10 protein-coding genes are annotated in these 13,184 nt (G+C 64.5%); 5 read left to right on the top strand and 5 right to left on the bottom strand.

Features of this window, described 5'->3' with window-relative positions:
• Positions 1-314: 314 nt before the first annotated feature.
• Positions 315-4,085: an autotransporter domain-containing protein gene (locus FYB76_RS15105; RefSeq protein ID WP_154134182.1), complete on the top strand. Its 3,771-nt coding sequence runs from the start codon at positions 315-317 to the stop codon at positions 4,083-4,085.
• A 169-nt stretch (positions 4,086-4,254) separates the two neighbouring features.
• On the opposite strand, the gene FYB76_RS15110 is transcribed toward FYB76_RS15105, so the two are convergent.
• On the bottom strand, positions 4,255-4,797 hold the full coding sequence (locus FYB76_RS15110) for a YaeQ family protein (protein ID WP_145605297.1): 543 nt from the start codon (positions 4,795-4,797) through the stop codon (positions 4,255-4,257).
• A 166-nt stretch (positions 4,798-4,963) separates the two neighbouring features.
• Between FYB76_RS15110 and FYB76_RS15115 the strand changes: the two genes are divergently transcribed.
• Positions 4,964-5,563 carry a DUF1415 domain-containing protein gene (locus FYB76_RS15115; protein ID WP_154134183.1) on the top strand — a complete coding sequence of 200 codons (600 nt, stop codon included), beginning with the start codon at positions 4,964-4,966 and terminating at the stop codon, positions 5,561-5,563.
• A 335-nt stretch (positions 5,564-5,898) separates the two neighbouring features.
• Positions 5,899-6,249 carry a hypothetical protein gene (locus FYB76_RS15120; protein ID WP_088754773.1) on the top strand — a complete coding sequence of 117 codons (351 nt, stop codon included), beginning with the start codon at positions 5,899-5,901 and terminating at the stop codon, positions 6,247-6,249.
• Between the two features lie 180 nt (positions 6,250-6,429).
• Here FYB76_RS15120 and cysM read toward each other — a convergent pair whose 3' ends face one another.
• The gene (gene cysM, locus FYB76_RS15125) at positions 6,430-7,332 is read right to left on the bottom strand and encodes a cysteine synthase CysM (protein WP_088754772.1); all 903 of its coding nucleotides are present in this window, start codon (positions 7,330-7,332) and stop codon (positions 6,430-6,432) included.
• Positions 7,333-7,585: 253 nt separating this feature from the next.
• On the opposite strand from cysM, the gene FYB76_RS15130 reads away from it, so the two are divergent.
• Complete coding sequence (locus tag FYB76_RS15130) at positions 7,586-9,238, top strand: isovaleryl-CoA dehydrogenase (RefSeq protein WP_154134184.1); 1,653 nt, start codon at positions 7,586-7,588, stop codon at positions 9,236-9,238.
• A gap of 23 nt (positions 9,239-9,261) precedes the next feature.
• Here FYB76_RS15130 and FYB76_RS15135 read toward each other — a convergent pair whose 3' ends face one another.
• Complete coding sequence (locus FYB76_RS15135) at positions 9,262-11,118, bottom strand: hypothetical protein (RefSeq protein ID WP_154134185.1); 1,857 nt, start codon at positions 11,116-11,118, stop codon at positions 9,262-9,264.
• 108 nt (positions 11,119-11,226) lie between these two features.
• A complete protein-coding gene (locus FYB76_RS15140; protein ID WP_088754769.1) occupies positions 11,227-11,811 on the bottom strand; it encodes a carboxymuconolactone decarboxylase family protein in 585 nt (194 codons plus the stop codon).
• 145 nt (positions 11,812-11,956) lie between these two features.
• Between FYB76_RS15140 and FYB76_RS15145 the strand changes: the two genes are divergently transcribed.
• Entirely contained in the window at positions 11,957-12,331 is a 375-nt protein-coding gene (locus FYB76_RS15145) for a hypothetical protein (protein ID WP_229296979.1), read from the top strand.
• Here FYB76_RS15145 and FYB76_RS15150 read toward each other — a convergent pair.
• Positions 12,325-13,149, bottom strand: a complete 825-nt coding sequence (locus FYB76_RS15150; RefSeq protein WP_088754768.1) for a helix-turn-helix transcriptional regulator — start codon at positions 13,147-13,149, stop codon at positions 12,325-12,327. The two genes, FYB76_RS15145 and FYB76_RS15150, sit on opposite strands and share 7 nt — an antisense overlap.
• Between the last annotated feature and the right edge of the window lie 35 nt (positions 13,150-13,184).

Raw genomic sequence — 13,184 nt, forward strand, 5'->3', positions numbered from 1 at the left:
GCGCCGAGATTTCTACTGTGTTGCGCCCTCCAGCGCCCGTGATGGGCGCACCTGTCTCATCAGCTGACTGCCTCCAGGATCACTTGTTGATGCGCGTGGAAATTCCTGGCGGGCCCGCCAACAACAAAAAAAGGCTCGCCGATGAGAGCCGCTTTCACAAAAACAATCCCTCTCGCCATAAGAGCGCCTTGATGCCTGTAAAATCATGGCGGCTTTCCGTAAAGATCAATCAATAACAAACATCGGCTGCAACGCCAGCTCATCCGCAAAGAGATGTCGGCAACAGGCAGCCTCTTACCCGGGGGGGGGAAATCATGCACTCGAAGCGCAGCTTCGCCAATGCAAGACCGTTGCCAGTCAGCGCACTGGCAACACTGCTGCTGATCGGCAGCACCGCGAACGCCCAGGTGGCGTCATGGACCGGCAACGTCGACAACAACTGGACCAACAACAGCAACTGGCAATGGACGGGGGCAGCCCCCACCTCCACGGATGCTGCGGTCATCAATGCCTATCCCGGCGTCGATCCGGTGCTTTCCAGCAACACCACCATCCAGGCACTGACCGTCGGCGGCAGTACGGTGGGCAACCTGCAGATCAACCAGGCGACGCTGAACACCTCGTCGATCCTGATCGGCAACAGCAACGGCTCCAACGGCACCATTACCGTCACCGGCAGCGGCACCAATGGCAGCGCCCGGCTCAACAGCAGCGGCGATGCGATCGTCGGCCTCAATGGCGTCGGGTCCTTGACGCTTGGCGCCGGGGCGCTCGCCAACGTCAGCGGCACCACGTATGTCGGTGGTGGCAGCGGTGGCGTAGGCAACCTCACGATCAATACCAACAGCAGCCTGATCGGCAACGGCCTGGTCATCGGCAACACCGGAGCGGTCGGCACGATACGGGTCGATGGCGGTGTCGTCAACATGAGCGGCTCGGTGGTGCTGGGTAGCGGCGGCGGCAGCAATGGCAGCGCCAGCCTGATCAACGGGGCGCAATGGCTGATCGGTGACCGCCTCACGGTCGGCAGTGGCGGCAGTGCCAGCCTTTCCATCACCGGTGGCTCCACGGTGGATTCGGTTACCGGCGTGATCGGTACCGCCGGCAGCACGCTGGCAACCGTCAATATCAGCGGCGTCAGCAGTCGCTGGACCAATACCGGTTCGCTCTTCGTGGGCACGGTCAACGATGGCAACCTCACCATCAGTGGCAGTGCCAATGTCAGCAGCGCCTATACGGTAATCGGGCGCCAGGGCAGCTCCAACAGCAGCGTCAGCGTCAGCGGCACCGGTTCTTCGCTGGCGGCGGGCAACCTCACCGTAGGCGGTGACGCCGGCTCCGGCTCCACGGGCGGCACCGGAGGACTTACCGTCAGCCATGGCGCCAATGCGACCGCCGCGGTCGTGCATCTGGGTGACGTTACTGGCGCGCGCGGCACGCTCACGGTCAACAATGCCAACTTCACCGCCAGCGATCGCCTGTCGATCGGCTACGGCGACGGTGCCAGCGGCAACCTCAGCATCAGCAATGGCGGCGTGGTCACCGATACGGGCGCTCTGGTCGGCCACCTGGCAGGCAGCAGCGGCAATGTCACCGTGTCCGGCAGCGGCAGCAAGTGGATCAACACCGGCGTGCTCTACGTGGGCAACGTCGGCAGCGGCAACCTGACCATCTCGGGAGGCGGCAACGTCACCAGCACCGATGGCTATGTGGGAACCGAAGCGGGGTCCAACAGCAGCGCCCTGGTCACCGGCAGCGGCTCGGTCTGGAACCACTCGGGAGACTTCCTGGTCGGCCACAACAATGGTGCCACGGGCAGCGTCGTCATCTCGGGCGGCGGCCGCATCAACGATGTGCAGGGCCTGCTGGGCGACCTCAATGGCGCCTCCGGCACCATGACGGTGACCGGGGCCGGCTCCACCTGGAGCAGCAGCTCGGACGTCAACGTTGGTCGCCTGGGCAACGGTACGCTGACCATCTCCGATGGCGGGCAGGTCACCGGCAACCGCAGCTATATCGCCAACAATGCCAACAGCAACGGCAGCGTGACGCTGACCGGTGCCAACTCGGCCTGGATCACCACCAACTCCTTGCATGTCGGGGCCGGTGGCAATGGCACCCTGACCATCAGCAACGGCGCGCGCGCTACCGCCTCGGTGATCCGCATCGCCACCAGCAGTGGTTCCACAGGTACCCTCAACGTCGGTGCCGCCCCTGGCAGCACGGCAGCCGCGCCCGGCCAGCTCGACACCACATCGCTGGCCTTCGGCGCCGGCAACGGTACGCTGAACCTGAACCACAATGCCAGCGGCAGCAGCAACTACACGCTGGCAGCGGCCATCTCGGGCAACGGCACGATCAACCAGCTGGCCGGCGAAACGGTCTTCAGCGGCAACTCGACCAGCTTCGCCGGCCGCACCAATGTCAATGGCGGCAAGCTCAGTGTCAACGGCGTGCTGGGTGGCACAGTGCGCGTCAACAGTGGCGGCACCCTCTCCGGCACCGGCACGGTGGGCAGCACCACCGTCGCCGCCGGTGGCACGCTGGCCACGGCCGGCACGTCGACGCTGACGGTCCAGGGCAACCTGAACCTGCAGGACGGCGCCACCACCCAGGTCAGCACCAGCGCCGACGGCAGCGGCGGCCTGATCCAGGTCAACGGCAATGCCACCCTGGCCGGCAGCCTGTCGATCGCCGCCGGCAGCGGCGCCTATGCGCTGAGCACGCCCTATACCATCCTGTCGACCAGTGGCGGCGTGAGCGGCACCTTCAATGCCGTGCGCAGCGACTTTGCCTTTGTCTCGCCCACGGTCAGCTATACCGGCAATGCGGTGCAATTGACGATGGCGCGCAACGGCAACAGCTATGCCTCGGTCACCACTACCGGCAACCAGGCCAGCGTGGCCAATGCCCTGAGCCAGGCCGGCCAGGTGACAGGCCTGTCCAGCGCCATGCGCGCCAAACTGGCGCTGATCGACGGCCTGTCGGCGGTGCAGGCGCGCAGCGCCTTCGAGAGCCTGGGGGGACGCGCCTATCAGGGCCTGTCCACGCTGGGCCTGATGGGCCAATCGCTGCAGACCCTGGGTAACCGCAACATCGGCGGCGGGTCCGCCTTCTCCGGCGGCAGCGGTTTTGCGATGAGCCAGCTGCAACTGGCCTCGGCTGAGACGGATCGCTATGACTACCAGTACAGCGCCGCTACCATGACCGACAGCAGCAACGGCAGCAGTGGCCTGTTGCCCTTGCGTGCGCGCGAAGATGGCGGCGCCTGGGCGCAGGTTGCGGGCGGCCATGGCAATACCCGCTCCGACGGCAACGCCGCCGGCTACACCAGTAACAGCAATGGCCTGCTGGTGGGGGTGGAACGGGTGCTGGATGATCGCTGGAGTGCGGGCCTGGCCTATCACTACGACAATACCCGCCTGGCCTACAACACCGCCGGCGACAGCGCCAAGGTCGAAGGCCATCAGGTTGCCGTGTACGCGCAGTACCAGAGCGGTGACTGGCGCTTCAAGGGCATCGTCGGTTATGGCCGCAACCAGTACGCTACCCAGCGCAGCATCGTGATCGGCAATGATGTCTCGCGCGCGAGCGGTGACTACAACGGCGATGAACTGGGCCTGCATGCCGAGGCCAGCTATCGTATCGATCGTGGCAGCTACGTGTTCGAGCCGCTGGTCTCGCTGCAAGGCACGCTGCTGCGCCAGGATGCCTTCTCCGAAAACGGTGCCGGTGTGCTCGGCCTCAATGCCAGTGCACAGACTTCACGCTCGGCGGTGTCGATGGTGGGTGCCCGCTGGCACCTGCCCCTGCGCGAAGACGGCAAGCTGCAGAGCGAGCTGCGTGCCTTCTGGAGCCATCAATGGCTGGATGCCGGCGGTAGCCTCAACGCCTCCTTCCAGGGCGCGCCGGGCGTCAACTTCCAGGTCGCCGGCCTGCAACAGAAGCGCGATGGCCTGGTGCTGGGTGCGGGCCTGTCCGGCAAGCTGGGCCAGGCGTCGAGCCTGTTCCTTGACTACAACTTGGGCCTGAACGACCTGCAGACCCAGCACGCCGTGGTGGCGGGCTGGCGTTATCGCTGGTAACTCCTTGGCATGGCAGCAGTGCGGATTCCTGAGAACAGCAAGCCGCACTGCTGCCCGCCGGCCTGCGCCTTGGGCGCGGGCCATTGGACGTACTGCATCGGCAACAGGGAGGTATGGCCCTGGCTCTTGTCTCCTCTGCGCTTGGTTTGAAGTGGCCTGATGCTGGCAATCAGGCAAAGTCCTTGATGGTCTCCGGCTCGATCAACACCATGTTCTCATTGGCACCCAGCCAGACCTGCCCGTCCTGGATCGTGCATTGCAGCTGCATGGTGCGCTGGGCCAGCGCCGCCAGGGCCTGGCTGGCCTCGGCCGGGATGTTGATGACCTTGAGATTCTTGGCGCGATCCACGCGGCTGCCGGTCTGGTTCCACCAGATGTGGGAGGTGCTGCTGTAGCTGTAGACCAGCACCTTGTCCGCACGCCCACAGGCCTTGAGGATGGCGCGGTCATCCGGCTGGCCGACTTCCACCCACACTTCGATGGCGCCGGTCAGGTCCTTCTGCCACAGGTCCGGCTCGTCGGTATCGGACAAGCCCTTGCCGAAGGCCAGGGCCTCGCTGGCATTGAGCGCGAAAGCAAGCACGCGGATCATCATGCGCTCGTCGGTCTCGGAAGGATGGCGGGCGATGGTCAGGGCATGCTGCTGGTAATAGTGCCGGTCCATGTCGGAAATCTGCAGGTCGGCCTTGAAGATGGTGGATTTGAGCGCCATGGGAATCTGTTCGTGCGGGAAAAGGCAGCAGCGCAGCCGGGCCGCGCCGCCAAAGGTTGGCAAGCATAGCCGATCTGGCGCGGCCGTGGGCGTTTGTGTTGGAGCAGGTCAAACCGGGGGCGAGTCACCGTGGCTTCCCCCGCTGTGGCCGTGCGACAATGCCCCTATGAGCACTTCTTCACCTTCCCCAGCCCTTTCCCCGACAACTACGAGCGACAAGGACGTCGTAGCCCTTACCCGCGCCTGGTTGGAGCAGGCCGTGATCGGCCTGAATCTCTGTCCATTTGCCAAGTCGGTCCATGTGAAGAATCAGGTCAGATACCACGTCAGCCGGCATCAGGATTGGGATGCACTTTCCGTTGAGCTGGAACAAGAACTGAGCTTTCTCGCACAAGCCGACCCGGAACAGGTGGATACCACCCTCTTCATCATCCCGCTCGCATTAGCCGATTTTTACGAGTACAACGACTTCCTGGACTGGGCCGACCGCCTGCTGGAAAGACTGGAGCTGGACGGGCAATTGCAGATCGCCAGCTTCCACCCGGATTACCAGTTTGCCGACGCGGGACCCGACGATATCGAGAACTACAGCAATCGCTCGCCTTTTCCCATCCTCCATCTGTTGCGAGAAAGCAGCATCGACCGGGCCGTGGCGGCCTACCCCGATGCGGCCGCCATCTTTGAGAAAAACATGGCTACCTTGCGCAAATTGGGGCTAAGTGGGTGGAATATGCTCCCATTTGTCGTATCAAAAGAACAACGCTAGCAAATGGGCAAAAAATCCTGTTAATATCTGTTACAAATTCGAAAATGAGTTTCTGCAACTATTGTGGAATAGAATTTTCTGACTGCATGAAAAATGTGCAATTATTTCTATATAGACATAGAATTATTGTTGTGCTGCTTCAGGCGCACTTGGTCAGAGAACAGAGAAATAGATACGTGTTGTTTTGAAGCCGTTCTTTGATAGGGCTTTCGATATCTTGCAGAAAAAGGCAACCCCTTCTCGGATAACGTCAGTCGCGTTTTGCAGTTTTACAAACAATTAATGCATAGGCGCAAAGCCTTCCACAAACATCTGCATAATGGAACGTCCCGATCATGAATACCCACGATACTGCTGAATCCAACTCGATCACCGATCACGTCAACTACGATCCCAACCATCTGCTCGATGCGCTGATCGAAAAGCTGCACCTGAAGAACGATGCCGCGCTCTCGCGTGCGCTGGAAGTGGCACCGCCGGTGATCAGCAAGATCCGTCACCGCCGCCTGCCGGTGGGCGCATCGCTGCTCATCCGCATGCACGAGGTGAGCGAACTGTCGATCCGCGAACTGCGCGAACTGATGGGCGACCGCCGCGAGAAATTCCGTATCAGCGACAAGCAGTTCAAGCCGAAGCCAGGTGCAGCACCGGGCGCACCGGCACCGACTGGCGGCACGCCCGAGTAAGCGGGTGCTCTCACGCAGCACCGCTGTCATGGTGGTGTTGCGGATACCGGGGTTTACTTAGTTTCTGCTCAGCAAAAAATAAGTTTTCCTCGCGTCTGACCATACAAAAAACGGAGCCTCTGGCTCCGTTTTTCATTGCGGCTTGCACTCACGTCTGGCGCGACTGCAATCTTGCCCGGCTCACGCCGGAAACACACCGGTGGACAGATAGCGATCCCCGCGATCACAGACGATGAAGACGATGGTCGCATTCTCCAGCTGATGCGACAGGCGCACCGCCACTTCGCACGCGCCGGCGGCCGAGATGCCGCAGAACAGGCCTTCGGTCACGGCCAGCTTGCGGGCCATGTTTTCGGCATCGGCCTGGCTGACCGACTCCACCTGGTCCACGCGCGAGCGGTCGAAGATCTTCGGCAGGTAGGCTTCGGGCCACTTGCGGATACCGGGGATGGAGGAGCCCTCTTCCGGCTGCGCACCCACGATCTGCACCTGGGCGTTCTGCTCCTTGAGGTACTGCGACACGCCCATGATGGTGCCGGTCGTGCCCATGGCACTGACGAAGTGGGTGATGCTGCCCTTGGTATCGCGCCAGATCTCGGGACCGGTGGTCTCGTAGTGTGCCAGCGGATTGTCGGGATTGGCGAACTGGTCGAGGATCAGGCCTTCACCGTTCTTCTGCATCTGCTCGGCCAGGTCGCGGGCGTATTCCATGCCGCCGCTCTTGGGCGTCAGCACGATCTTCGCCCCATAGGCGGCCATGCTCTGGCGACGTTCTTCGGAAAGATTTTCCGGCATCAGCAAGACCATCTTGTAACCGCGCATGGCCGCTACCATCGCCAGGGCGATGCCGGTGTTGCCGCTGGTGGCTTCGATGAGGGTGTCGCCCGGCTTGATCTGGCCGCGCGCCTCGGCACGGGTGATCATGGAGTAGGCAGCGCGGTCCTTGACGGAGCCTGCGGGATTGTTGCCCTCCAGCTTGCCGAGGATGAGGTTGTTGCGGCGCTTGGCTTCTTCGCCGCCGATGCGCGGCAACTGGATCAGCGGGGTGTTGCCGATGGTGGATTCGATGGTCGGATAAGACATCTGCTTGGATTCCTTGCGCAGCCGTGCAGGGACACGGGGCGATCTTTGGTCGAAAGGGGCATTCTAATATGACTCCAGCGCATGTGCCGGTGGCGCGCCCTAACAAGATGCTTATAAGGATATAGCCAAATCATTTAAAGCATTGTTGCCCTGTCCGCCCACCGGCGATGCCCTACACTGTATCGGGCACGTCCCATCACAACTCCAACAGGGCGTACTCATCGGCAAGCGGCTGCGCAACCATGGAGACGACATGCACACCCACGACATCCTCAACCAGGTCCCCGACCTGTGCGACTACAACCTCTACCACCGCGACCTTGCCCTCAGCGAGGCAGTGCACCGCGAAGGCGCGCACTGGCACGATGGCACGCTCGCCTGCCAGGGCGAACTGCTGGGCCGGGCCGAGATGGGCGAACTGGCCGCACTGGCCAACACCCACACACCGGTGCTGCACACGCATGACCGTACCGGCCATCGCATCGACGTGGTGGAGTTCCATCCGGCCTGGCACACGCTGCTGGAGCAGCTGCGCCGCGCCGGCCTGCATGCGCTGCCGTGGATGCAGCCCGGCGACGGCGCACACGCGGCACGGGCCGCCGGCTACTTCCTGCATGCCCAGGTCGAGGCCGGCTCGCTCTGCCCGACCACCATGACCTTCGCCGCCATCCCGGTGTTGCAGCAGGAGCCGGCATTGTTCGCGCAATTGCAGAGCCGCCTGTTCTCGCGCGAGCACGACGGGCGCGACCTGCCGATGACGCAGAAGCGCTCCATCCTGATCGGCATGGGCATGACCGAAAAACAGGGCGGCTCGGACGTGCGCAGCAATGCCTCCATCGCCATGCCGGTCGATCCGCTCGATAGCGGGCGCGGCAAGGCTTACCTGCTCTGCGGCCACAAGTGGTTCTTCTCGGCGCCGATGTGCGATGCGCACCTGATGCTGGCCCGTACCGAGAATGGCCTGTCCTGTTTCTTCGTGCCGCGCTGGCTGCCCGATGGCACACGCAATCCGGTACTGATCCAGCGCCTCAAGGACAAGCTCGGCAATCGCTCCAACAGCAGCAGCGAGGTGGAGTTCGAGGAAGCCATGGGCATCATGGTCGGCGAAGACGGTCGCGGCATTCCCACCATCATCGAGATGGCCAACCACACGCGCCTGGATTGCGTCATCGGCAGCGCTGCCCTGATGCGCCAGGCGCTGGTGCAGGCCATCCACCATGCGCGCCACCGCAGCGCCTTCGGCCGCCGGCTGGCCGAGCAGCCGATCATGCGCGCGGTGCTGGCCGACCTGGCGCTGGAAAGCGAGGCCGCCACCATGCTCATGCTGCGCCTGGCACATGCCTTCGATGCCCCCGATGATCCACTGCAGCGCGCCTGGAAGCGCATCGTCACACCCGCGGCCAAATTCTGGATCTGCAAGCGTGCACTGGCCTTCACCGGCGAATGCATGGAAGTCTGGGGCGGCAACGGCTATGTGGAAAGCGCACCGATGGCGCGCCTGTATCGCGAAGCGCCGGTCAATTCGATCTGGGAAGGATCCGGCAACGTGATGTGCCTCGATGTGCTGCGCGCGATGAGCCGCGAGGCCGAGGGCTTTGCGCGGCTGTTGATGGAACTCGACGATGCCGCCAGCGCCCATCCGGCACTGGCGCGACAGGTGCGCACGCTCAAGCAGTCGCTGGCCGCACCGGAAGAAGAACGTGAAGCCTGCGCACGCCGGCTGGTGCAGCAACTGGTACTGGCCTTGCAAAGCATGCTGATGCTGCGCCATGCCCCAAAGGAATCGGCCGAGGCCTTCCTCGCCAGCCGCAGCGACGGCGATGGCGCGCGCGTCTACGGCGCCCTGGATGGCACCACCTTGGGCGTACAGCAGGCCATCCTGGAGCGCGCCTGGCCGGTGGCGTGAAGTCAGGTCAGCGGGGCAGCGACTCAGCCGGGCAGCGAGGGCATCAGCGGACTGCGCCCGGCCCAGGCCACGAAGAGCTTGCCACGGCGCGTGCGCACGCGCCGCTTCTTCATGGCCGAATACACCAGCTCGGCCAGCGTGCGCTGCTCGGCCGGGCTCATGGTCAGCGACATGCGATACATGCGCAACAGCATCAGGGCATTGTTCATGAAGGCGGTATCGGCCGCATCGCTGCGCGCCAGCGCAGCCATCTGCGCGGCCAGTGTCAGCGTCTGCGTGCCCTCGGCGGCGACATGCGCCGGCTGGCGCAGCAGGTAAGGATCCTGCAGCGCGATGCGTTCAAGCACCATGCGATAGGACGCCTCCACCGCGCTGGCATCGCCCACGGACTCGCCGATGTTCACCCCGGCCAGGCCGGCCAGCAATTTCTCCAGCGCGCTGAAACTGACGGCGTGGCCACTGAGTTGACCATCGCGCCAGCCGCCTCCGGCAGGATCCAGCAGCCTGGCCAGGAAACCGTGGTCGAGCCGCGTCAGGCTGGCCGCACGGCTGGCCAGCAGGCGCCGTGCAATCGTGGCTTCTTCGCTGCTCATGCGGGCCGCATGGGATAACACCTCATCGACGGCGTCCACGCTGCCTGCACTGGTGGCAGCAGCGCCCTGGCCTGCCCCCAACAGACCCGCATTCCCGGCACGGGCACGACGATAGGCCGCCAGGTCGCGCGCCAGCGCATCGACTTCTTCCAGCGCCATCTCGTGGGCCTGCGCGTAATCGTAAGCTTCGGCCAACAGGCGCCGGTCGCCATAGGCAAGGAAGTCACGCGCACTTGTGCCGGCTGCCGCACGGCGCACCGGTGCCGGCTCATCTTCCCGCCGTGACACGCCAAAGACCCGCTGCAACAACATCAGGTAGGCGCTGTCCTGGGCCGCCTGCGCGCTGTTGTTGACCTGGAGCAGATCGGCCAGGCGCGGTGCAGCGGCGATCAGTTCGGCCAGCGACGGTCCCAGGCGCGGCAGTGCCAATCCCCGGATCACGCCACCGGCCAGCGCCAGCGGGCCCAGCGGCAGCACTAGGGTTTCCAGCATGCGCGCCAGGTCCATCTGTTGCTGCGGCGGCAGCGCGCTGGGGGAAGACGGTGACTGCAACTGGTAGAGATCCAGGTATTGCTGCAGCAATTGGGCGTAGTTGTCCGGATAGGCGGTCTGCTCCAATGCAGACAAGCTGGCATAGAACACCAGGGCGGCCGTGATGACCGGTTTCCAGTCACCACTCTCCAGGGCGCGCTGGAACACTGGCGCCCAGAACTTCTGGTCCAGTTCGGTGCGCTGGTTGGCCGCAGCGTAGCGCTCGTTGACGGTGTAGGAGCCGCTCTCGTCATACACGATGGCCGAGAGCTCGGCGCGCGACTTGTATGCAAACGGATTGTCCGCACGTCCATACAAGGACTCGGTCGCCTGGCGTGCCTGGCGCAGCCGCTGGGGATCGTTCGAGGGCGGCACTTCAGCGTCGGCTGCGGCGATGGCGTCGCTGCCACGGCGCGCGGCCACCAGGCGGGCTTCGATGGCGAAGAGCGTGGCACGCGTGACCGGACCGGCCGCATCAGCCACCGACCGGGCGAGCGCTTGCACCGTGGCCGCCTGCGCAGCTTCGGTGGAATCCACTGCGGCTGTGGTGACCTTGTCGACGGCCGTGGCCAGCGCGGCCATCAGCTTGCCCTGCGCCGACAGCGACAGCGTCACGCCCTCGTCCGGCACGGCCGGTGCCAAGGGCGCAGGCGTGCTCGCCGCTGCGGGCGCGGCGTCATTGCGCGGCAGGTTTTGCTGCGCCAGTTGCGCGAGGGCGTCGCGCGCGGTGATGACCAGATCGGTTTCCATTGCCATGTTCACTCTCCTGGTTCGGAGCTCTCATGACTTGGTAACGGTGGAAGATCGACAATCTTTACACTTGAAAACCGGCAACAGCCAGGCGGGACGCGGCGTCTCGGTCGATCAGCCGGCGCGGGCGGGCGGCTCCGCAAAGGGCAGGCTGTCCTCCCCCTGCCCTTCGGCACGCATGCCGAAGGTATTGAGGGTCATGGCCACCAGCGCGTAATAGCCCAGCAAGCCGACCAGGTTGACCACGACCTGCAAGCCGAACATCTCGCAGGCCTGCGCATAGGTGGCATCGCTGACCCGCTTGTCGCGGTAAAGCTCGCTGGCGAAGCGCCAGATCACGGCCTCATCGTCGGCCACGAACTGCGGTGACTGGCCCAGCCGGATCTGCTCGGCCAAGGCCGGATCGATGCCGGCCTCGATGGCGATGGGCAGATGGATGAACCATTCCGCCTGCGATTGCCAGCAGGCGGCGGTGGTGAGGATGGCCAGCTCCGAAAGGCGCAGCGGCAGGCCGGTGTCATAGCGGCAGAAGGCTCCCAGGCGCTGGGCCAGTTCGCCCAGCGGCGGGCTGTGGATCCAGGCCACGAAAGGTCCGTTGAGATTCTTGCGCGGGCCGGCCAGGATGGCATCGAGCATCGCGGTCTGGTCAGGGCGCATGGCCTCGCGGCTGATGGCGGGCAGGCGGTGGGGAGAAGACATGCAGGCTCCATGGAAGGCGAACGAAGCCGCCAGTGTGCCCGGAATTGGCCGCCTCTGCCGGCCTGCTCAAGGTGGCGGTTCAGGATTTCTCCGATGCCTGCGCCAGCGGCATTGCTCTACAGTGGAAACCAGACAGGAGAATCCCATGGTCAAGACACATGCCGTCATCGCCCTGCTGGCTTCGCTGCTGGCACTGCAGGCCACGCGCAGCGAGCGGGCCGTGGCCGCCAATGCCGGCGCATTGGACATTTCAGTGGTGGTGGCCGAGAAGTGCCGCGTCGACTTCTCCGAGGGCAGTGCCGACTTCTTCCAGGTCTGCTCGGTCGGCGAAGGAGTGGCCAATGAGCGCGCCCGGCAGTTCCTGGGCGCTGCCACGGCGCTTGCCCCGGAGGAGGATCCCTACTTCCTCGACCGCGATGCGCAGCGTCCCGGGGGCGCGGCCGGCATGGCCGCAGGACAGCCGGTACCGGTGGTCCCGGACAAGCGGCGCGGGCCCAAGGTGGTGACCATCCATTATTGAGCCGCCAACGTGATGCGGCGCTTGTCCTGGCGCGGGTGGTAGTGGTTGGGCGAACTGCGCAAGGCCTTGCGGAACATGTTGGAAAACGCGCTCTGGCTGCGATATCCCAGCGCCTGCGCCACCACGCCCACGGCGTCGCCGCGCGCCAGCCGCACCAGTGCTTCGCTCAGGTGCACCTGCTGCACCCAGTGGCGAAACTGCAAACCCGTTTCCTTCGGGAAGAGACGGATCACCGTGCGCACGCTGGCTCCGCCCATGCCCGCCCAGTCGGCCAGGGAAAACTGCCGCCCCGGGTCCTCCAGGATGGCTTCGCAGATGGCCTGCAGGCGGCGGTCGCGCGGCCACGGGATGGCCACCGGAATGGCGGGCGCACGGGCCAGTTCCGACAGGATCAGTTCGGCCACATGGCCGGCGCGGCTGCGGGGCGCGTACTCGCGCGGCTCGGCCAGCAGCGCCAGGATCAGTTCCCGTAACAGCACCGACACTTCCAGCAGGCGGCATTGCGCGCCCAGTTCGCGGCCCTGGGCCTCATCGATGTAGAGCGTGCGCATGCTCACGCGCGTGAGCATGAGGATCTCGTGCTCCACCTGGGGCGGCACCCACAGCGCCCGCAGCGGCGGCACCAGCCACACGCCCTGCGGGGTGCGCACCTGCATCACGCCCTCCACCGCATAGAGCAACTGGCCGCGCCGATGCGAGTGCGCCGTGAGCAGGTCACGCGCCGAGAGCTCGCGGGCAAACGCCACCACGCTGCTGGGCAGGTGCTGGAACGCATCCACTTCAGCGCTGGGACAAACGGAGGTCAGGTGGGCACGCATGGCATTTATTCGACAACAAGTGTCATCATCATGAA

This window comes from Herbaspirillum sp. CAH-3 (assembly GCF_009668275.1).
Classification (GTDB): Bacteria; Pseudomonadota; Gammaproteobacteria; order Burkholderiales; family Burkholderiaceae_D; genus Herbaspirillum; species Herbaspirillum aquaticum.

What these genes read in the sequence shown, in the direction of transcription:
- FYB76_RS15105 (WP_154134182.1), top strand. Translation starts at nt 315, where the DNA reads ATGCACTCGAAGCGCAGCTTCGCCAATGCAAGACCGTTGCCAGTCAGC.
- FYB76_RS15115 (WP_154134183.1), top strand. Translation starts at nt 4,964, where the DNA reads ATGAGCACTTCTTCACCTTCCCCAGCCCTTTCCCCGACAACTACGAGC.
- FYB76_RS15130 (WP_154134184.1), top strand. Translation starts at nt 7,586, where the DNA reads ATGCACACCCACGACATCCTCAACCAGGTCCCCGACCTGTGCGACTAC.
- FYB76_RS15145 (WP_229296979.1), top strand. Translation starts at nt 11,957, where the DNA reads ATGGTCAAGACACATGCCGTCATCGCCCTGCTGGCTTCGCTGCTGGCA.
- FYB76_RS15150 (WP_088754768.1), bottom strand. Translation starts at nt 13,149, where the DNA reads ATGCGTGCCCACCTGACCTCCGTTTGTCCCAGCGCTGAAGTGGATGCG.
- FYB76_RS15120 (WP_088754773.1), top strand. Translation starts at nt 5,899, where the DNA reads ATGAATACCCACGATACTGCTGAATCCAACTCGATCACCGATCACGTC.
- FYB76_RS15135 (WP_154134185.1), bottom strand. Translation starts at nt 11,118, where the DNA reads ATGGCAATGGAAACCGATCTGGTCATCACCGCGCGCGACGCCCTCGCG.
- cysM (WP_088754772.1), bottom strand. Translation starts at nt 7,332, where the DNA reads ATGTCTTATCCGACCATCGAATCCACCATCGGCAACACCCCGCTGATC.
- FYB76_RS15140 (WP_088754769.1), bottom strand. Translation starts at nt 11,811, where the DNA reads ATGTCTTCTCCCCACCGCCTGCCCGCCATCAGCCGCGAGGCCATGCGC.
- FYB76_RS15110 (WP_145605297.1), bottom strand. Translation starts at nt 4,797, where the DNA reads ATGGCGCTCAAATCCACCATCTTCAAGGCCGACCTGCAGATTTCCGAC.